The following is a 19173-nucleotide window of genomic DNA, read 5'->3' as shown; positions in this document are numbered from 1 at the left end:
GCCCCCCTCCCGGGGCGCGGTCGCGTGTCTGCCGGGCGCAATCCGCGCACTGACGCCCGCCCACCTGTCCGGCAAGCCTTCGCTCATCCCTGCGTGATCAGAGCAGAAAATGGTCCGGTTCGGACGGAACTTAGCATAGAATGTCCGGCATCTCTGACAAGGCGACGTTCACGTAAAGCGCATTCAGGCAGGGCGGAGCAGTGATGGAAGACCCGAAAACCGGACCGAAACCAGCCGACACGCTGGATCAGCAACTGAACGCCCTCCTCCCCCGGCTCGCGCAAGAGCCGGTGCCCGCCGCGCTGACCGCCACCGCCCTTGACCTGCAGAACGCCCTCAAAGCCGCCGGAAAACTGCCGCCCCCGGAGAAGCTGCCGTGAACCGCGCGGCTCAGATCTCGTCGCCCAGCCGCTGTTTCAGCATCTGCCGCGCCCGCGACACCCGGCTTTTCACCGTGCCGATGTCGCATTCCAGGATCTCTGCCGCAGTCTGATAGCTTTCCTCCAGCACCACCACCAGCATGATGGTTTCGCGGTAATGCACCGGCAGTTCGGCCATCGCCTCCGCCAGTTCGCGGATGCGCAGCGTCCATTCCTGCTTCGGCTCCTCGATCAGCGTATCCGATACACAATCGCTCACACCCGTCCGCTCCCGCGCCCGCCGGGCCACGTTGGTATAAAAGCGGTTGCGCATGATGGTGAACAGCCAGGCCCGCAGATTGGTGCCGGGCGTGTAGCGGTGGATATTCTCCAGCGCGCGCAGCAGGGTTTCCTGCACCAGATCGTCCGCATCCGTCGCATTGCGGGCCAATGAGCGCGCAAAGGCCCTCATCGCGGGCAAATATGACAGGATATCGTCGGACATGATCTCTCGCTTCGGCTTCAGAGGAAGGGGTACCGGCGGAACCCGCGCCCCGGGGATGGCTTGTGCATGCAGATCAATGCAGGGGCTGCGCGCCCGTTCCCCGCGCCCCCGGTGACCAGCAAAAAATCGCCGGTTTCGCATGGAACATTTGCGTTCCATCGAAGTTGAAGCGATTGTGAAAGAATCGGAAGCGAGCAGATGACCACCCCTGAGCACAGACTTGCGCGCCGGCGCGCTCTCAATCGGCGCGCAGCAGCGAACACTCCCACGCCCCCCGGCCCGGCAGAAACCCTGGCGGGGGAAGAAGGTGGCGCATCGCCGCCCTCTGTGCCCTCGCGCGTCGCGCCGGGCGTCGTCATCTTTCTGGTGGTCCTGCTGGCCCTGTTCCTTGGGCTATGGCTCTTCCTCTGAGCATGAGGCGCGGGCAGACCACCCTTCTGGCCCCCTCAACCGCCCAACGCGCACAAGGTTCCCGCCGCCCTGCCCTATTTCCCTACCCGATATCGTGACGGAACATCCCTCCGCCCCCGGCGTTCATTTTGCACAACGCAACAATGGAGAGGATATCACCATGGACCATTCTGCCCATCCGCGCCTGACCGATGCCGAACTGACCCAGGACATTCTTGCCGGTGCTACCGTTTACGGCCCCGGCGACCAGAAGATCGGCCATATCGACCATCTTCACGGCGCCGGCCCCTCGGCCCAGGTGATCATTGATGTCGGCGGCTTTCTGGGCATCGGCGCCAAACCCGTCCGCATTCCGCTGTCCGAGCTGGACGCGATGCGCGATGAAAGCGGCACCGTTCACGCCGTGACCTCATGGTCGAAAGAGGCGCTCAAGGATCTGCCCGAACACCGCGACTGATCCGCCCTCAAAACCTTAACCGGCCTCCTCAAGGCCCTCAAACAGCCCCGGCTGCAGCTCTTCCCAGAAGGCGCAGATCGCGCGGGCATTGAGCGCGCTGGCCCAGCCATGTCTGGCAAAGTCGGCGCGCTCCAGTTCCCCCTCAAGACGTGACAGAAACAACCGCTTGTCGCTGCTGCGCTGCGTGGGGTTGCGCCCCTCCGCCAGTTCGCGCACCCGCGCCAGCTTGGCGGCCCGCTCCCGCCGGGCGCGCGCCAGCTCCGCCTCGCGCGCGGCCTCATCAATGCGCGCGCGTTCCGCCTCCTGCGCGCGGCGCTCGGCGGCGGCGACGGCCTCAGGGCTGGGCGCTTCCTCCGCCCCCCCTGCCCCGTCAGGCCCCGCATAATCATCGCGCAAGGCGGCAGCCAGATAGCGCACCGGGCTTTTCACACCCCCCTGCCCCGCCACATATTCCAGCTTGCCGCGCACATGCGCCTCGCCATGCTCCGAAATCCATTGCCGCGCCAGCCGGTCGCTGACCCCCATTGCCAGCAGCCGGTTATAGGTGAGCGAGCTGCGCAGCCCTGCGCCATCGTCGATATCGAACATCGCCAGTTGCGGGTTCTCGCGGATCAGAAAGCGCAGGTCCGTCACCACCCTGCCCTGCTTGCGGAACTCCGGCGTCAGCACGATGTTCGATGACTTGTTCACCTCCGCCACCGCGGGCTTGATGATCTTGGCATTGAGTTGCTTGAAATTCTCGTAATACGCACTGTCCTCCACCCCCATCAGGCGGCGGAACAGGTCCAGCGGCCACCAGCCGGTTGATCCGGTGCGCACAAAGCGGAAGCAGTTCTCATACAGCGCCAGCGCATGCCCGCTGGTAAACCGGCGCTGGATGTTCAGGTTGATCAGCGCGAAAATCTTGGGGTCATGCAGCTTTTCGGCCAGCGCGGGCGAATAGGCATATTCGCATACCCCGCCTGACAGCTTGGCATAAGACAGCAGCGCCGAAACCCCCCATTCCTGCTGCCCCTTCTCATTGAGCATGTCCCATTCCGCCACCGTCTCCGCCAGCGAGCGCAGCGAATCCTTCAGCGTGTCCATGTCGTTTGAATTGTAGCCGATCATCAGGCACAGGGTGCGCGCATCAATCGCATGTTTCTGCCGGGTGATCAGATGGTCATAGGCATTGAGCAGCAGCACATTCGACAGCTTGCGCTGCAACAGCGTCAGTTTGCCCGACACATGAATCGCGGCGACATTCTTCTTGACCGATCCACGCCGCAGCGCGCCGGTCAGCGCCCGTTGCGGGATATCTTCCTGTATCGCTTTTCTGGCCATGTTGCCTGCCTTTTTGCCCTGCTCTGCCTCGGCGCCGCTGCCCGTTGAGGTCTTTCCGGCACAGGGTGATTGTGCCAGAACAGGCACCCATGCTCAAGAATTCTTTAGGTGCCCATATACAGGATGGGCGGCGTTGAACACTCATCCCGTAAACAGGTTCCTGTTGTATTGTCCCACCGTACGCAGGTCCCCCAGCCACGCAACACCCCGCTGGCGGCAGGCTCCCGGCGGGTTCCGCGATTCCCCAAAACCCCGAATCGCCCGAATCGGAGACGAATCGCGGGGGACTGAGGGGTATTTAAGGGGCTTCCCGGGCCAGATAACCGCTCCCGCAGGCTGGTCCCCCTCGCCCCGCAGGCGGGTTCCCGGCATCCCGCAAACGGGTCCCTAAGGCCCTGCAAACGGGTTCCTCTGAGCCTGTAAGCGGGTTCCTGAACTAGTGTAATTAATTGATATATAATGGTTTTATGAGCGTAAAGAGTCTAAATTATTCTTAAAGATTCATACAACATTTGCGTGCTGCTTCTTCATATATTCTTCTTCTTTTTGCCTGCACCCTTCCGCATCAACCGAGGTTTCGCATGCGAAACCTCCCCCCGGGGCTACTCATGCGCGTCTGGCGTTTCCGATTCACTCATCGGCGCAGATGTGCCATATTCCGGCGTATAACAAAGAAAACCTGTGACATGGACAAGGGACACCGAGCATGACACGCGGCAGCGATACGCCCCTTCCCCCCTATTTCAACCTCGACCCGGCCCGTAGCGCAGCGAAACTCGGCCAGCCCGTCGATACCGCCCGCTTCGCCAAGGCCGCGGCTTTCTGCGCCCGGGGCCGCGATGATCTGGCCCGCAAGGGCTATGCCCCCGATGGCCGCAAACGGCTGCGCAAGTTCTCCACCTGGGAAATCTGCCGCTACCTGATTCCCGTCGCAGCATCGCACCTCCGCCGGGTGCTGCGCAACAACGCTGACTTGCCCCAGGGCGAGGGTGAGGGCGGCGCCAAGTGGTTCACCCTGGAAGAGGTGCTTTCGCTGCGAAACTTCTTTGCCGAGGAAGGGGCGAGCAGCAAGGAATACCGCCCCTGGCGCCCCGCCGGACTGCCCGCCAAGATCACCGCCGTGGCCAACTTCAAGGGCGGCGTCGGCAAGACCTCCACCGCCGCGCATCTGGCCATGTCGGCGGCGCTGGACGGCTACAAGGTGCTGGTGATCGACCTTGACAGCCAGGGCTCCATGACCTCGATCATGGGGGGGCAGGTGGCGGATGAATGGTCCACCGTCTTCCCCCTGATGGCCAAGGATTACGCCCTCCACCTGCAGGAGGAAAACACCGTCCGCGCCGCCGCCGGCCACCCTCCCCTGCCGATGGACGAGACGCTGGAAGAGGCGCTGAAGATCACCGCCGCCGATGTCATCCAGAAAACCCACTGGCCCAATATCGACCTGATCGGCGCCCAGCTTAACCTTTACTGGGCCGAGTTTCAGATCCCCGTCTGGCGGATCGGGCTGCGGCGCTGGCCGCTCTGGGATGCCCTCAACGCCTTTCTTGAGCGCGAGGGGATACTGGAGCAATACGATATCATCTTCCTCGATACCCCCCCTGCCCTGGGCTACCTGACCATCAACGCGCTGGCCGCTGCCGATATCCTGCTGGTCCCGCTGGGCGCCTCGTTCCTGGAGTTTGACAGCACGGGCCGGTTCTTTGACATGCTCTATTCCACCTTCGCCAGTATAGAGGAGGGTGAGAATACCGCGCGGCGGGCGGCGGGGCTGGGGGATATCAGCTTTGAATGGGACGTGGTGCGCGCCGTCATCACCCGCTTTGACGCCAGCCAGCAGACCGACCTTGCCAATGTCATTCAGGCCTATTTCGGCGATTTCATGAATGCCTACCGGCAGGACTATACCGCCCTTGTCGGCCAGGCAGGCGAACGGGTCAGCGGGATCTATGAGGCTGATTACCGCGACTTCAACCGCGAGACCTATGTCCGGGGGCGGGAGACCTTTGACCGGACCTATGCCGAGTTCAAGGAACTTCTGATCGGCGCATGGTGGCGCGACCAACAGATGGCGAAGGAGGCAGAGGATGGCACGCAGGAGGCTTGAGGTTCCGTCAGCCGATGAGCTGAAGAAGATCGAGGAAGGTTTCGCACGCGAAACCTCCCGCGACGGATCGGGGGTGCGGCCGCCGATTGCGCATGTTGCGGGCGAAGCCGCTGCGCTGTCAGCACCCCTGCCCGCGCCCTTGCGCGCACAGGCCGCGCGCGATGCAACGGATGCCGCGCGCCTGCGCCGGGCCGAGGCCGAGGGGCTGCTGATTACCGAGATCGGCATCGACGATGTTCATGCCGAGGAACTGGCCCGCGACCGGATGCGCATTGACGGCGCGCAGATGGATGAGCTGCGCGCCTCGATCCGGGCGCATGGGCTGCGGCTGCCGATTGAGGTGTTTGAGCTGGCGGAGCCGCGCGACGGGCGGCGCTATGGCCTCATCTCGGGCTGGCGGCGGTTGTCGGCGTTGCGCGGGCTGCATGCCGAGACGGGCGAGGCGGCTTATGGCCGGGTACGCGCCTTTGTCCGCAGGCCTGAGAATGCGCAGGCGGCCTATGTGGCGATGGTCGAGGAGAACGAGATCAGGGCTGAGCTGTCACAATATGAGCGGGGCCGGGTGGCGGTGCTGGCGGCGGGCGAGGGGGCGTTTGCCAATGTTGAGACGGCGGTGGAGGCGCTGTTCCACGCCGGTTCGCGCGCGAAACGCTCCAAGGTGCGCAGCTTCGCGCTGATCCATGAGGAACTGGGTGACCTGCTGAGCTTTGCGCCCGCCCTGTCTGAGCGCGCCGGGCTGCGGCTGGCGCAGGCGCTGCGGGCCGGATACGGGGCCGAGATGCGCGGCGCGCTGGCCAGCGGGCAGGGGGTGAGCGCCGAGCAGGAATGGGCGCTGCTGGAGCCGCTCATTCTGGCCGCCGAGGCCGAGGGCAGCGACCCGGCGCGCGGCGGGCGGCCCCGGTCGGCGCCGGTGAAGCGCGCGGTCCGCGAGGATACGGTGCCGCTGGCCAATGGCATGAGCATCATCCGCGAGCATGACGGCAAGAACTATCTGATCCGGTTCAAGGGTGCGCAGGTGGATGCGGAGCTGGTGAATACGGTGATGCTGGAAATTCAGCGGCTGCTGGGGCCGGAGTGAGAAGGGCTTAGGTTTCGCATGCGAAACCTGCCGGGCGGGGCGGTGACAGAGGGGGAGGTTTCGCATGCGAAACCTCCCTCTTTTTTTGTGCCGGTGGCAGGGTGCTTGCTGAGAGGTTTCGCATGCGAAACCTCTTCTTTCCTATCGCGGCATTGCGGTTGACGGCGTGGTAAACAGGTTTCGCATGCGAAACCTCCATCCCCTCTCGGCGCGCGCAGCGCTAATGTTCACGTAATGTTCTTAATTATTTCCAGCTTCAACGATTCGGATCTGCCGGTGAAGCGGGCGAAATGCCTAACATTTGGGCGGCGCGGCGGCCGAAATTCTGCGCCGCAGAATGCTTGCGCAGGCCGCGCTTGTCAAAACGCCGGGAATTTCCGCAGCATCCGGGGGCAGGGATGCCCTTGCGTAAACACTGCCCGGCCGCCTGATCTGGCCGGAACCGACAGCCGGGCAGCGACAACAACGGATGCTGCGAAACGTCAGATGGTGTCATTTGCAACACAATGCAAGCACCGGGACGCATCGCGGCACGCTCACAGGGAGAGTGCTTAATGAACAGGAAAACTTTGTTTGCGACGGTGGCCGCCTCGGCGCTGATTGCCGCTGCCGCCCCCGCCGCCGCCGACTGCCCCATCAAGGTGGGTGTGCTGCACTCACTTTCCGGCAGCATGGCGATCTCAGAGACCACGCTGCGCGATGTCATGCTGATGCTGATTTCCGAGCAGAACGCCGCGGGCGGGCTGCTGGGTTGCGAGATTGAGGCGGTGGTGGTTGACCCGGCCTCGGACTGGCCGCTGTTTGCCGAACGGGCGCGGGAGTTGCTGACGGTCAACGAGGTGGATGTGATCTTTGGCGCCTGGACCTCGGTCAGCCGGAAATCGGTGCTGCCGGTGCTGGAGGAACTCAACGGGCTGATGTTCTACCCGGTGCAGTATGAGGGGCAGGAAAGCTCGCGCAACGTGTTCTATACGGGTGCGGCGCCGAACCAGCAGGCGATTCCGGCGGTGGATTATTTCATCGAGGAACTGGGCGTGGAGAGCTTTGCGCTTCTGGGTACCGACTATGTTTACCCGCGCACCACGAACAACATTCTGGCCGCTTATCTGGCCGAGCAGGGGATTCCGGCGGAGAATATCTTCGTCAACTACACGCCGTTCGGGCATTCCGACTGGTCAACGATTGTGTCGGATGTGGTGGCGCTGGGGGCTGGCGGGCAGCAGGTGGGGATTATCTCCACCATCAATGGTGACGCGAATATCGGGTTTTATACCGAGCTGGCGGCGCAGGGTGTAAGCGCGGATGACATTCCGGTGGTGGCGTTCTCTGTGGGCGAAGAGGAGCTTTCGGGGTTGGATACCTCGCGGCTGGTGGGGCATCTGGCGGCGTGGAATTACTTCATGTCGGCCGATACGCCCGAGAATGAGGCCTTCATCGAGGCATGGCATGCGTTCATTGGCGATGAGGCCCGCGTGACCAATGACCCGATGGAGGCGCATTACATCGGCTTCAACATGTGGGTGAATGCGGTGACCGAGGCCGGGACCACCGATGTGGATGCCGTGCGTGAGGCGATGTGGGGGCAGGAGTTTCCGAACCTGACCGGGGGGACGGCGGTGATGCTGCCCAACCACCATCTGACGAAGCCTGTGCTGATCGGCGAGATCCGTGCCGATGGCCAGTTCGACATCATCAGCCAGACCGAGGAAGTGCCGGGCGCGGCCTGGACCCCGTTCCTGCCGGAAAGCGCCACGCTGGTCAGTGACTGGCAGGAGCTGGAATGCGGCATGTTCGACACGGCGACGGACACCTGTGTGCAGCTGACCTCGAACTACTGAGTGGTGACGGGTGCGCGGCTTTGGCTGCGCACCCCATTGAACGGGAAAGCCCATGCGGATGATCTTTCGCGCGGTGTGTCTGGCCTTTGTGCTGGTCACGCCTCTGGCCGCGCAGACCCCTTTGCAGGACGTGTTGCAGGCCCATCAGGCAGCCGTTGCCAACCCCTCACGCGGGACGGTGGAGCAGGTGCTGTCCGCGCTGCGGGAGGCGGAGCCACCCGGCACGGCCGAGTTTCTGCGCCTCTGGCAGGAGCGGGAAGTGTATGAAGAGCCGGGTTCGGGACTGTTTTACTTTGCGCGGGCCGAGGGGCGGGCGCTGGTGCTGGTGGATATCGACACCGGCGCTGAGGGGCCGCAGGTGAGCACGCGCGAGGTGAACCAGATACGCCCGAATGCCGGGGTCCGGCGCGATATCGGGGCGGCGCTGGTGCGGTTTGAGCTGACGGCGGATGACCCCGCGCGCAGGCTGGCGGCGCTGGAGGCGATTGGCCGCAGCCCGGATGCGGAGCAGATACCGCTGTTGGCGGAGTCGATTGAGGAGGAGCCTGACGCGCGGATACGGCTGCGCAAGGAGCGGGTGCTGGACCTGCTGAACGCGCGGTTTGCCACGGATACGGCGGCGCGGGTGGATGCGATCGAGGGGTTGGCGGGCGATATCAGCACGGAGGCGCGGCGCGCGCTGAACCAGATATTGCAGACCACGCCCGGGGTGGGCACGGCGCTGCCGGAAGGCTCTAACATCGCCCGTGTGCGCATTCCCGGCACCCATATGTCGGTCAACGCAGCCTATGACGAGCTGGCCGGGGCAGGGCTGGTGCCGGTGCGTCAGGGGCGCAATGCGATCCGCGATGCGCTGCGGGGCCATGTCAGTGACGGTGCGGTGGGCGGTGTGCCGCTGCACCGGCTCAATGAGACCGTGGCGCGGGAGGAGGCCTATACGGCGCTGGAGGCCGCCGGGCTGGTGCCGCCGCTGGTTACCGAGGCGGAGATCCTTGCGGTGGTGGAGGCGCATGTGTTCTTTGACGCCTATACAGAGCCTGATCAGGCCGTTACCGACGCCGCGCGCGCAGCGCTGGACAGCACCGGCACGCGGATCAGGGCGTTCCAGTTTCTGGGCATCACGCTGGATGCGCTTTCGCTTGCGTCGATCTTCTTTCTGGCCGCCATCGGCCTGGCGATCACCTTTGGCGTGATGCGGGTGATCAACATGGCGCATGGTGAGTTCATCATGATGGGGGCCTATACCGGCTATGTGGTGCAGACCTTCATCCCGGATTACACCGCCAGCCTGATCGTGGCGCTGCCTTTGGCCTTTGCAGTGACGTTCGGCGCGGGGGTGGCGATGGAGCGGCTGGTGATCAGACATCTCTATACCCGCCCGTTAGAGACGCTTCTGGCCACCTTCGGCATCTCGATTGCGCTGCAACAACTGGCCAAGAACATCTTTGGCACGCAGGCCCGGCCCCTCACCGCGCCGGACTGGCTGGCAGGCGCAATCAGCATCAATGATATCGTGTCCATCAGCACCATAAGGGTGGCCATTTTCGTGCTGGCGCTGATGTTTCTGGCGATGCTGCTGTTCATCCTGCTGCGCACAAGGCTGGGGCTGGAGGTGCGGGCGGTGACGCAGAACCCCGGGATGGCGGCGAGTGTGGGGATCAACCCGGACAAGATCAACATGCTGACCTTTGGCCTTGGTTCGGGCATTGCCGGGGTCGCTGGCGTGGCGATTGGCCTTTATGCGCAGGTCACGTCCGAGATGGGCTCGGCCTATATCGTGCAGAGCTTCATGACCGTGGTTGTGGGCGGTGTCGGCAATGTCTGGGGGACGCTGGCCGGGGCAGGGCTGATCGGTTTCCTGCAAAAGGGGATCGAGTGGTTCAACCCCTCGAACACGCTCGCAGCCCAAACCTATATGGTTCTGTTCATCATTCTGTTCATCCAGTTCCGGCCCAAGGGCATCATCGCTCTCAAAGGCCGTGCAGCGGGGGATTAAGCCATGTCAGACACTGTTTTAATGCACGCCCGCCGCCGTTTGCTGCGTGAAAACCCGTCGGTGACGTGGTTCATGCTGGCGCTGGGGGTGTTTACGCTGGTGATCAGCGTTCTATCGGAAGGCGTGGGCGTTGGCCTCGTGTCTACCTCGATGGTCAAGATCCTGGGGATGACGCTGTGTTTGTGCCTGATTGCGGTCGCTATGGACGTGGTCTGGGGCTATTGCGGCATCCTCAGCCTTGGCCATTTCGCGTTTTTCGGGCTGGGCGGGTATGCCATCGGCATGTGGCTGATGTATGCGCGCACCGAGATTGTGATCAGCGATTCACTGGCACGAGGGACGATTCCACCGACCGAGGCCGAACTGTCGGAGGCCGTGGCGGCGCAGATATTCGGCGTTGTCGGCACGTCAGAGCTGCCCCTGATCTGGACATTCGCAGGGTCATTGCCATTCCAGCTTGCCATGGTGGTGCTGGTGCCGGGCCTTCTGGCGCTGGTGTTCGGCTGGCTGGCGTTCCGCAGCCGGGTGACAGGGGTTTACCTGTCGATCCTGACGCAGGCGATGACGCTCGCGCTGGCGCTCTACCTGTTTCAGAACGATACCGGCCTGCGCGGCAACAACGGGCTGTCAGGGTTGCAGAATATTCCGGGCCTTTTGCATGTGCCGCAGGCGGTGTTGTCGGTGTGGTTCCTCTGGGCCTCGGCATTCGCTTTGGGGGCGGGGTATCTCATGTTCGCATGGGTGGTTTCAGGCAAATTCGGCTCTGTCATCCGGGCGATCAGGGACAACGAGGCGCGGGTGCGGTTTCTGGGCTACAACGTGGAGGGCTACAAGCTGTTCGTGTTTACCCTCACCGCAATCGTCTCTGGTATCGCAGGGGCGCTGTATTACCCGCAGGCGGGCATCATCAACCCCGCCGAGCTGGCACCCATCGCCAGTATCTACCTTGCCGTCTGGGTGGCGATAGGCGGGCGTGGGCGGCTTTATGGCGCGGTGATCGGCGCGGCGGGCGTGTCGCTGCTGTCAAGCTGGCTGACCGGGGGCGGCGCACCGAACATCGACCTGGGGTTTTACCGCATATTGTGGACGGAATGGTGGCAGGTGTTGCTGGGGCTGGGGTTTGTCATGGTGACGCTGTTCGCGCCGAAAGGCATTGGCGGGTTGTTTGACTATCTGGTGAGGAAACGCTGATGCAGACACTTTTGGAGATGTCCGGTGTCTCGGTCACGTTTGACGGCTTTCGCGCCATCAACAACCTGTCGATTGCGGTGGGGGAGCCGGAATTGCGCGCCGTTATCGGCCCGAATGGTGCCGGGAAGACCACGTTCATGGATATCGTCACCGGCAAGACGCGGCCTGACAGCGGGCGGGTGGTGTTTGGTGAGCGGCAGATGGACTTGCTGAAGATGAGCGAGAGCCAGATTGCGCGCGCCGGGATTGGGCGGAAGTTTCAGAAACCGACGGTGTTCGACGAGCAAAGCGTGCGCGACAATCTGGCGATGGCGTTGAAGAACCGGCGCGGGCCTTTGTCGGTGCTGATGTGGAAGGCGGGTGCGGCGGACCGCGCGCGGATTGAGGCGCTGGCCGAGGAGATTGGTTTGCTGTTGCGGCTGGAGGACCGGGCGGGCGATCTGAGCCATGGGCAGAAGCAATGGCTGGAGATTGGCATGCTGCTGGCGCAGGACCCGCGGTTGCTGCTGGTGGATGAGCCTGCGGCGGGGATGACGCCGGCGGAGCGGGAGCACACCACCGACCTGCTGAAACGGGCGGCGCAGACACGGGCGGTGATGGTAATTGAGCATGATATGGAGTTCATCCGGCGGCTGGATTGCCGGGTGACGGTGCTGCATGAGGGCGCGGTTCTGGCGGAGGGCAGTCTGGACCATGTGACGAAGAATCAACAGGTGATTGATGTCTATCTGGGGCGTTAGAGCATGTTAGAGGTGAAGGATCTGACGCTGCATTACGGGGCGTCGCAGATATTGCACGGGGTCTCGCTGGTGGCGCGTCCGGGCGCGGTGACGGCGGTGATGGGGACGAACGGGGTGGGCAAGACCAGTCTGTTGCGGGCGATTGCCGGGCGGCACCCGTATTCGGGCGGGTCGATCACGCTGGACGGGCAGGCGCTGGGGCATCTGTCGGCGGTGCAGGCGGCGCGGGCGGGGATTGCCTATGTGCCGCAGGGGCGGGAGATTTTTCCGCTGCTCAGCGTGACCGAGAATTTGCAGACCGGGTTTGCGTGTTTGCCGAGGGGTGAGCGCAGGGTGCCGGAGCGGATTTATGAGCTGTTCCCGGTGCTGAAGCAGATGGGTGAGCGGCGCGGCGGCGATCTGTCAGGCGGGCAGCAGCAGCAACTGGCGATTGCGCGGGCGCTGATCATGCGGCCACGGGTGTTGCTGCTGGATGAGCCGACCGAGGGGATTCAGCCGAACATCATCAAGCAGATCGGCAAGGTGATTGAGCTGTTGCGCGAAGAGGGCGAGATTGCGGTGGTGCTGGTGGAGCAGTATTTCGACTTTGCGCATGATCTGGCGGATCAGTTCTGCGTGCTGAACCGGGGGGAAGTGGTGCTTTCGCGCGCGGCGGGTTCCGTCACGCGCGAGGAGATACTGGAGCGTGTCTCGCTCTGAGGTTCACAGCTGTGAACATGCCTCAGCCGTGTTCCTGCCAGCGCTGGTGGATCTCATCCAGCACATCCTGCGCATTGACTTCCAGCCAGTCGGCAAAGGCCGGGTCCAGCGTCAGGTCAAGCTGGAGGCCTTTCGCCGATTTGCGCAGGGTGCCTGCGGGCTGGCCGCCCAGTTGCAGGGGCGTGGCAGGGGTGCGGGGGGTGCTGTTGGGGCGTTTGAGGGCGCGGGCGACGGCCTCGAACGCCGCCGTGGAGGGATCGGTGCCCTCAGGCGCCTTGTCGCGGGCCTGTTGGGCGGTGGCGATGAGGCGGGGGCGGTCAGGCGTGCCCTCGGTCAGATCTTTGACCAGCGCCTCCCACCGGGGGCGGCCGATGCCATGGGCGGGGCCGATGGCCTGCGCCAGATCGCTGCCCACAGCGCGGGCGACGGAAAGCGCCATCGAGACGGCGGAGCGGGTGGCGTTCAGCACCTCGGCCACCTGGGCCTGGGTGCCAAAGCCGGTTTCCAGCAGCTCCTGCGCGAAAAGCGCGCGCTCGATATAGCTGAGGTCACGCCGCGCGGTATTCTCGGAGACCTGAGCGCGGAGCGCGGCGCTGTCATCCAGATGGGCGATCAGCGCGCGGACCTTGGACAGCTTGTCAGAGCTGCGGATCGCCTCAAGCCGGCGGCGGCCATAGACCAGCAGGTAGCGGTTCGGCTGATCAGGATGGCGGCGCACAAGGATGGGGACGGTCTGGCCATTGGCCTCGATGGAGGCGCGCAGATCGGCGACATCGCTGGGGTCCAGCCGGTCTGACAGGCGGTCATCCTCTACGTCAGTGGGGTCAATCTCCCAGACATGATGGGCATCGACGGCATCGCGGGCGGAACGCAAAGCGCGGTTGGAAGACATCATGCTGGTGGCGGGCGTCCCTGCCCCTGCACCTGCCCCTGCGGCGGCAATGCTGTCGAGCATCGAAAGCCGCTTTTTCTTGTTGTCGGTCATCAGCGCCCCCATGTCTGCTGGATAAGTTGCGAAATTTCGTCATTCACCGCGTTCAGGCTTTCAAGCGCGCGGTCATAGGTGGTGCGGGTAAAGGCGCTGCGCTCAACCTCATAGAGGGTTTGCTTGGTCAGCCCCGCATCGGAAATGGCGGTGGATTTGAGCATCGGCGCGTTGAGCACCTTGTCGCCATACATGGTGCGCAGAAAGGCGGTGATGCGGTTTTGCGGGGCGTCGGTGGGTTCAACGCGGGTCAGCAGATAGCGCATCCAGTCATGCGACATGTCGGCGCCGCTGTCAGCGATGACATCCATCAGATCGGCGGTCATGCGCAGAAACTGGCTCATTGACATGACATCAAGCATTTCGGGGTGGATGGTGACCAGCACGCCGGTGGCGGCGGAAAGCGCCGACATGGTGAGGAAGCCAAGCTGCGGCGGGCAGTCGATGACCACCACGTCATAGTTTTCATCGACCTGCGCAAGGGCCTCTTTGACGCGGAAGAAGAACAGCCCGGCATTGCCCTGCGACAGGGCGCGCGGGGTGTCATGCTCAAATTCCATCAGCTCAAGGTTGCCGGGGACCAGATCAAGGTTGGGGATATAGGTTTTGCGGATCACGTTGGCGATGGGCACCGGGTTGTCATAGCGGATGGCGTCATAAAGGGTGCCGCCATCGGGCAGATCAAATTCCGGCTGGACGCCGTGCAGCGCGGTGAGCGATGCCTGCGGGTCAAGGTCGATCGCCAGAACGCGGTAGCCCATGAGCGCGAGGCGCTGCGCCAGGTGGGCCGAGGTGGTGGTCTTGCCGGAGCCGCCCTTGAAATTCATCACGCCGATGATTTGCAGGTGATCGCCCGCGCGGCGCCCCGGCAGGTAATCACCGGGTTTGCGGGCGGTCTTTTCCAGCAGAACGCGCAGCGCGTGGATATCCTCGGCGGAATAGAGGCGGCGGTTGCCCGGGGTGGTATCAGGCGAGGGGCCTTTGCCATCCAGATGCAGCTTGCGCAGGTAGGAGTCATTGACGCCCAGCAGGGCTGCGGCCTCACCGGAGGTGAATTTGCGCATGGTTTTGGAGGCATCAGGCGGGAAAAGGTTTTCGCGCTGCGCATGGAGTTGCGCGGCCAGCCATTCGGAATGCTGGCGGATGACCGCGTTGAGGTCTTCGGGGGTGGTTCTGCTCATTTGCGCTCACATCTTTGCTTCGTGTTCACGGTTATTGGCGTTTGGCCGGTTTTTTCCGTGAATAATGGCTGATGGGGCAGGGTGGTGCAAGCGGTTCCTGCCGGTTTGCAAAATTGGATGTTGCTAATAAACGGTCGTTTGTAAGCGGGTGCGACCGGGGCCGCGTTGCCCTGCGCCTCAGGTTTACTGCTTCTGCGTGCGATACGGCTGCTGATGGCGGGCGGCGAGGGGGCGCAGCAGGCCCTGATTTTTCGCAATATCCGGGTAGTGCGCAGAACGGCAATATTTTGCGCATGTAAAAACGGGACTCTTTGCGCTGATGATTCAGCATCCCTCTGCCTGCGACGACTGAAACGGCTGTTCCGGGCAAAGCGGGAAGCGGCGCGCTGGTTGGCCGGGGCGAAAATGTGATCGCCCGGGCGGCGTGAGGCGGGGAACAAACCCCGGGCTGAGGGGGTTTCCGATCGAAACTGAATGCCAGGTCAAGGGAACATCATGCTTGTCCAGACCCCTCCTGTTTCTGCCGTATCCGGGCTTCATGCCGGGCCGTCCGTTGAAGCGCTGCCGCAGCCTGACCCGTTTTCCGTACGCACCGCCGAGGCGGGCCAGCGGCGGCTGGTCATTGTGTCGAACCGGGTTGCCGATCTGCGCTCTTCCCAGCAGACGGGGGGGCTGGCCGTGGGGCTGGCGGATGCGTTGCGCAAACGCGGGGGAATCTGGTTTGGCTGGAACGGCGCGCGCGAGGGAGAGACCGGCGGCCCGGTCGAAGCGCGCCAGACCGGCAATGTCACCACGCTCGGCGCGCCGGTTTCACCGGAAGATTTTTCGGCCTATTATCTGGGCTATGCCAATTCCGTCCTCTGGCCGCTGTTGCATTACCGCCTTGATCTGGTGGATTACAGCGCCGCCAGCTTTGAGGCCTATCTGCGGGTTAACGAGGCCTTCGCGCGGCAGCTGATGCCCTTTCTGAAGCCCGATGACGTGATCTGGGTGCATGATTACCACCTGATCCCGCTGGCGGCCTGCCTGCGCAAGCTGGGGTGCCGCCAGCGGATCGGGTTTTTCCTGCACATTCCGTTCCCGCCGCCGGACCTGCTGACCGCCTCGCCGGATCATCCGCAGCTTGTCGATGCGCTGGTGGATTATGATCTGGCAGGGTTTCAGACCCATACCGATGTCAGCAACCTGAAGACCTATCTGCGCACCCGGACCTCCGCGCAGGAGCTGCCGGGGGGGCGGTTCAGGCTGGGCGCACGGAATGTGCAGATCAGACGGTTTCCGATTGGTATTGACGCGCGCGGTTTTGCCGAACTGGCCCGAAGGGAGGATACCGACCCGGCCATCACCCGGATGCGCCGCCGTCTGGGCGGACGGCAGCAGATCATCGGGGTGGACCGGCTGGATTATTCCAAGGGCCTGCCCGGGCGCTTCAAGGCGTTTGAGGCGCTGCTGTCGCAGCACCCTGAGCTGGCCGGGGCAGTCACGTTTCTGCAGATCGCCCCGCCGACGCGCGAAGGGGTGGGGGCCTATGCCGATATCCGCGATGAGCTGGAGCGGCTGGCAGGCTCGGTCAACGGGCGGTTTGCCAGTTTCGACTGGACGCCGCTGCATTACATCCACCGCCCGGTTCCCCGCAACACCCTGGCGCCGCTGCTGCGGCTGAGCAAGGTCGGCTTTGTGACGCCGCTGCGCGACGGGATGAACCTTGTGGCCAAGGAATATGTCGCGGCGCAGGACCCGGATGATCCGGGCGTGCTGATCCTGTCGCAATTCGCGGGCGCGGCGGAGGAGATGCGGGAGGCGCTGATCGTCAATCCTTATGACGTGGATGCCATGGCGCAACAGCTTCACCGCGCGCTGACCATGTCGCTTGATGAACGCCGCACGCGCCATGCCGCGCTGCTGGCGCATGTCACCACCGCGACGGCGCGCGGCTGGCTTGAGGGGTTTCTGGCCACCCTGACGGCTGACCTCGGCGAGGGTGCGGTGCGGCTGGCTGGCGGCGGCAGCGGAGCGCTGCCTGACACCCCGACGTTGGAAGGGATCAGGGAATGGTTGCGCGCGAGCCCGGACAATCTGGGCGGCGCAAGCTGGCATGACTGAGGCGCGCGCCGCTCAGATCATCGCGATGAAGGGGACGATGACGAACCACGCGATGTAAAGCAGGCCCAGCCCCATCAGCAGATCAATCCGCCGCTCGGGCGCGCCCTCATCCAGATAGCGGCGCATCAGCCAGAGCAGAAGGGCGGCGTGGGGCAGGGCGATGAGCGGCAGCGCCAGACCCACCGGCACCGGGCTGAAGGCCAGCACCAGCGCCCCGATGGCCGACAGCGCCAGAAACACCATCGCCAGCCGAACACTGGGCACAATACCCAGCTTGACCACCAGCGTGGACTTGTCGCCCTCAATGTCGGCGCTGTAGTCCGGCACCCCGGACAGGATGATGGCGGGCAGCACGGCCAGCGCGATTACCCCCGCCAGAAGCCAGGGTTGCCCGGCGGACAATGCGCCGCCCTGTGCGACATAGCCCAGCAGCAGCACACCCGGCCCATGGGTCAGCGCCACATCCAGCTCACCCAGCCCCCGGTGCGACAGTTTCAGCGGCGGGATCGTGTACCCGAGTGCCAGCACGGCCAGCACCATCAGCACCGCCAGCACCACAAGCGGGGCAGGGGTGACCAGCAGCAGTGCCGCCGTTGCCGCCGCGCTCACCCCCAGCGCCACGCCTGTGCCGCGCCACATCTCGGCGCGCGAAAAGCCGCCTTCGTGCAGGCTGCGCCCGCCGCCGTTGAACGGGCTCCAGAAGCGGTTGCGGGCGTCGCTTTCATAATCATGGAGATCGTTGGTCAGAACGGTTGCCACCTTCAGCGCGACCATCGCCACAAGGCCAAGGAAGAATGCCCAGAGGTTGAGCGGGGCAGGCATCAGAAGGGCGCCAAGCGTATAGGCCAGCGCGCTCATCGGGTAGAATTGCGGGCGCACAGCCTTCAGCCAGCGCCCTACCGCGTGCAACTGGCCCTGCACCGGCCCGCGCGGGCCGTCGGCGCGGCTCGCCCCCAGCGCATGCGCCTCTCTTATCCAGCCCTCACGCGTGGGCTGATCGGAATGGCTGGGCGCGGCAAAGGTGTTTACCGCGACTGTCGTGATACCGCACAGGCCCAGCGTGGCGCGCGACAGCGACTTTGCCCCGGGCGCGCCCTGAATCCAGCGATAGACCGCGGGCGGCACATCCATGGTGATCAGCAGCTCGGCCGTGCGTGGGGCCAGCATTCCATAGTAATGCCCGCCCTCCTCGCGGAAGGCGAAACCGGGATACAGCACCCGGTCCAGAAAACCCTTGAGGCGGGCGGGCATTGTGCCCCACCAGTTGGGAAAGACGAAAACCAGATGCTGCGCCCAGTCCACAAGGTCGCGCGCGCGCTCCAGATCAGGCTCAAGCGGCTGGTGGGCGGGGGAACTGGCGGTGACATCGGCGTCAAAGGTCATCGTGGCCAGATCAACCACCTCGACCACGCAGCCCGCCTCGCGCGCGCCCTCGACATAGGCGCCGGCAAGGGCAGAACACAGGCTGCCGGGGCGCGGGTGGCCGAGGATGACCAGAAGGCGCGGCGCATCGGGGGCGGGGGAAAACACGGGTGTCCCGTAACCGGCGACCTCGGCTGCGGGGCGGGGTTCCGGGCCGGTTGCGGCGGGGGCGTCAGCGCGGGTCTCAGGGGCAGGGGCGTCAAGAGACATCGGCATTCCTTTGGGTTGCATGCCCCGGCGGCTGGTGGCTTTCGCGGGTTTGCCGGGGCACTCATCTTTCAACCCCTGTGCAGGGCGTTGGTTGCAAAGGGTGTCGCCTTCGCCGCCGTGGCGCGCGGCGCGGGTGTCAGCGCCCCAGCAGGAACCAGAGCACGACAAGCGCGATGATGGCGCCCACCGCGTAGGTCATCCAGGGCCGCGAGGGGACAGGGCCGCTGTTCACCGGCCCGCGCGGAGGCTGCAAGGTGGCGTCTGAGTCAAATTCGCGGGTTTCGTGGCCATGCAGCACCGCCGGGGCGGCACTGTCTGTTGTGGCGTCCTTGCGAAGCTCGTGTTCACGCGCCATGCGCAACTGTTCGGGGCTGATGGGTGTGCCTGCGGCTTCGTCATCGGTGCCCAGCGGTGCGGCGGAGGGGTCGGGGTAGGGGTTCTTGTCGCGCCCCCGGCCACGGTCAAGATCATCGCCCAGCCCTGCGGCGGGCGGCGTGCCGTGTTTGTCCTGCGTCATGTCATTCTCCTGCGGTTCATCTGTCAAGGAACCTGTCCGCGTGCGGATTGT

General features: G+C 64.2%; 16 protein-coding genes. 10 read left to right on the top strand and 6 right to left on the bottom strand.

Translation table 11 applies throughout. The annotated features are described in order from the left end of the window. Nucleotides 1-203 precede the first annotated feature (203 nt). The gene (locus tag V7Q53_RS12340) at nt 204-380 is read left to right on the top strand and encodes a hypothetical protein (protein WP_333828860.1); all 177 of its coding nucleotides are present in this window, start codon (nt 204-206) and stop codon (nt 378-380) included. A gap of 10 nt (nt 381-390) precedes the next feature. Here V7Q53_RS12340 and V7Q53_RS12335 read toward each other — a convergent pair whose 3' ends face one another. Continuing rightward, complete coding sequence (locus V7Q53_RS12335; protein ID WP_333828859.1) at nt 391-864, bottom strand: sigma-70 family RNA polymerase sigma factor; 474 nt, start codon at nt 862-864, stop codon at nt 391-393. Between the two features lie 571 nt (nt 865-1435). On the opposite strand from V7Q53_RS12335, the gene V7Q53_RS12330 reads away from it, so the two are divergent. Continuing rightward, nucleotides 1436-1732, top strand: coding sequence for a PRC-barrel domain containing protein (locus V7Q53_RS12330; protein ID WP_333828858.1), 297 nt, complete (start codon nt 1436-1438; stop codon nt 1730-1732). Nucleotides 1733-1747: 15 nt separating this feature from the next. Here V7Q53_RS12330 and V7Q53_RS12325 read toward each other — a convergent pair whose 3' ends face one another. Further along, the gene (locus V7Q53_RS12325; protein WP_333828857.1) at nt 1748-3055 is read right to left on the bottom strand and encodes a replication initiation protein; all 1308 of its coding nucleotides are present in this window, start codon (nt 3053-3055) and stop codon (nt 1748-1750) included. A 706-nt stretch (nt 3056-3761) separates the two neighbouring features. Here V7Q53_RS12325 and V7Q53_RS12320 point away from each other — a divergent pair. The 7 genes from V7Q53_RS12320 (at nt 3762) to urtE (ending at nt 12704) form a co-directional block, all read left to right on the top strand. Beyond that, complete coding sequence (locus tag V7Q53_RS12320; protein ID WP_333828855.1) at nt 3762-5162, top strand: AAA family ATPase; 1401 nt, start codon at nt 3762-3764, stop codon at nt 5160-5162. Then, nucleotides 5143-6240 carry a ParB N-terminal domain-containing protein gene (locus V7Q53_RS12315; RefSeq protein ID WP_333828854.1) on the top strand — a complete coding sequence of 366 codons (1098 nt, stop codon included), beginning with the start codon at nt 5143-5145 and terminating at the stop codon, nt 6238-6240. The genes V7Q53_RS12320 and V7Q53_RS12315 overlap by 20 nt, the downstream gene beginning before the upstream one ends. A 554-nt stretch (nt 6241-6794) precedes the next feature. Then, nucleotides 6795-8078: an urea ABC transporter substrate-binding protein gene (gene urtA / locus V7Q53_RS12310; RefSeq protein WP_333828853.1), complete on the top strand. Its 1284-nt coding sequence runs from the start codon at nt 6795-6797 to the stop codon at nt 8076-8078. Nucleotides 8079-8130: 52 nt separating this feature from the next. Beyond that, on the top strand, nt 8131-10074 hold the full coding sequence (urtB, locus tag V7Q53_RS12305; RefSeq protein WP_333828852.1) for an urea ABC transporter permease subunit UrtB: 1944 nt from the start codon (nt 8131-8133) through the stop codon (nt 10072-10074). Nucleotides 10075-10077: 3 nt separating this feature from the next. Beyond that, on the top strand, nt 10078-11265 hold the full coding sequence (locus V7Q53_RS12300) for an ABC transporter permease subunit (RefSeq protein ID WP_333828851.1): 1188 nt from the start codon (nt 10078-10080) through the stop codon (nt 11263-11265). After that, the gene (gene urtD, locus V7Q53_RS12295) at nt 11265-12005 is read left to right on the top strand and encodes an urea ABC transporter ATP-binding protein UrtD (protein WP_333828850.1); all 741 of its coding nucleotides are present in this window, start codon (nt 11265-11267) and stop codon (nt 12003-12005) included. Before V7Q53_RS12300 ends, urtD begins: the two co-directional genes overlap by 1 nt. A gap of 3 nt (nt 12006-12008) precedes the next feature. Continuing rightward, a complete protein-coding gene (gene urtE / locus V7Q53_RS12290) occupies nt 12009-12704 on the top strand; it encodes an urea ABC transporter ATP-binding subunit UrtE (protein ID WP_333828849.1) in 696 nt (231 codons plus the stop codon). Nucleotides 12705-12726: 22 nt separating this feature from the next. Here urtE and repB read toward each other — a convergent pair whose 3' ends face one another. Continuing rightward, the gene (gene repB / locus V7Q53_RS12285) at nt 12727-13689 is read right to left on the bottom strand and encodes a plasmid partitioning protein RepB (protein ID WP_333828847.1); all 963 of its coding nucleotides are present in this window, start codon (nt 13687-13689) and stop codon (nt 12727-12729) included. Further along, nucleotides 13689-14870 (bottom strand): plasmid partitioning protein RepA, encoded by a 1182-nt coding sequence (gene repA / locus V7Q53_RS12280; protein WP_333828846.1) that lies wholly within the window; start codon nt 14868-14870, stop codon nt 13689-13691. The genes repB and repA overlap by 1 nt, the downstream gene beginning before the upstream one ends. A 495-nt stretch (nt 14871-15365) precedes the next feature. On the opposite strand from repA, the gene V7Q53_RS12275 reads away from it, so the two are divergent. Further along, the gene (locus V7Q53_RS12275; RefSeq protein WP_333828845.1) at nt 15366-16973 is read left to right on the top strand and encodes an alpha,alpha-trehalose-phosphate synthase (UDP-forming); all 1608 of its coding nucleotides are present in this window, start codon (nt 15366-15368) and stop codon (nt 16971-16973) included. 12 nt (nt 16974-16985) lie between these two features. On the opposite strand, the gene V7Q53_RS12270 is transcribed toward V7Q53_RS12275, so the two are convergent. Continuing rightward, a complete protein-coding gene (locus V7Q53_RS12270; RefSeq protein WP_333828844.1) occupies nt 16986-18605 on the bottom strand; it encodes an NAD(P)H-dependent oxidoreductase in 1620 nt (539 codons plus the stop codon). A gap of 136 nt (nt 18606-18741) precedes the next feature. Continuing rightward, complete coding sequence (locus tag V7Q53_RS12265) at nt 18742-19122, bottom strand: hypothetical protein (protein WP_333828843.1); 381 nt, start codon at nt 19120-19122, stop codon at nt 18742-18744. Nucleotides 19123-19173: the final 51 nt, after the last annotated feature.

This window comes from Pararhodobacter sp., from assembly GCF_036802785.1.
Taxonomy (GTDB): domain Bacteria; phylum Pseudomonadota; class Alphaproteobacteria; order Rhodobacterales; family Rhodobacteraceae; genus Pararhodobacter.
Note: the sequence above shows the minus strand (reverse complement) of the source record. Positions and strands in the feature narration are given on the sequence as shown.

What these genes read in the sequence shown, in the direction of transcription:
- urtD (WP_333828850.1), top strand. Translation starts at nt 11,265, where the DNA reads ATGCAGACACTTTTGGAGATGTCCGGTGTCTCGGTCACGTTTGACGGC.
- urtE (WP_333828849.1), top strand. Translation starts at nt 12,009, where the DNA reads ATGTTAGAGGTGAAGGATCTGACGCTGCATTACGGGGCGTCGCAGATA.
- V7Q53_RS12335 (WP_333828859.1), bottom strand. Translation starts at nt 864, where the DNA reads ATGTCCGACGATATCCTGTCATATTTGCCCGCGATGAGGGCCTTTGCG.
- V7Q53_RS12275 (WP_333828845.1), top strand. Translation starts at nt 15,366, where the DNA reads ATGCTTGTCCAGACCCCTCCTGTTTCTGCCGTATCCGGGCTTCATGCC.
- urtA (WP_333828853.1), top strand. Translation starts at nt 6,795, where the DNA reads ATGAACAGGAAAACTTTGTTTGCGACGGTGGCCGCCTCGGCGCTGATT.
- repB (WP_333828847.1), bottom strand. Translation starts at nt 13,689, where the DNA reads ATGACCGACAACAAGAAAAAGCGGCTTTCGATGCTCGACAGCATTGCC.
- V7Q53_RS12325 (WP_333828857.1), bottom strand. Translation starts at nt 3,055, where the DNA reads ATGGCCAGAAAAGCGATACAGGAAGATATCCCGCAACGGGCGCTGACC.
- urtB (WP_333828852.1), top strand. Translation starts at nt 8,131, where the DNA reads ATGCGGATGATCTTTCGCGCGGTGTGTCTGGCCTTTGTGCTGGTCACG.
- V7Q53_RS12330 (WP_333828858.1), top strand. Translation starts at nt 1,436, where the DNA reads ATGGACCATTCTGCCCATCCGCGCCTGACCGATGCCGAACTGACCCAG.
- V7Q53_RS12315 (WP_333828854.1), top strand. Translation starts at nt 5,143, where the DNA reads ATGGCACGCAGGAGGCTTGAGGTTCCGTCAGCCGATGAGCTGAAGAAG.
- V7Q53_RS12300 (WP_333828851.1), top strand. Translation starts at nt 10,078, where the DNA reads ATGTCAGACACTGTTTTAATGCACGCCCGCCGCCGTTTGCTGCGTGAA.
- V7Q53_RS12265 (WP_333828843.1), bottom strand. Translation starts at nt 19,122, where the DNA reads ATGACGCAGGACAAACACGGCACGCCGCCCGCCGCAGGGCTGGGCGAT.
- V7Q53_RS12270 (WP_333828844.1), bottom strand. Translation starts at nt 18,605, where the DNA reads ATGTCTCTTGACGCCCCTGCCCCTGAGACCCGCGCTGACGCCCCCGCC.
- V7Q53_RS12340 (WP_333828860.1), top strand. Translation starts at nt 204, where the DNA reads ATGGAAGACCCGAAAACCGGACCGAAACCAGCCGACACGCTGGATCAG.
- V7Q53_RS12320 (WP_333828855.1), top strand. Translation starts at nt 3,762, where the DNA reads ATGACACGCGGCAGCGATACGCCCCTTCCCCCCTATTTCAACCTCGAC.
- repA (WP_333828846.1), bottom strand. Translation starts at nt 14,870, where the DNA reads ATGAGCAGAACCACCCCCGAAGACCTCAACGCGGTCATCCGCCAGCAT.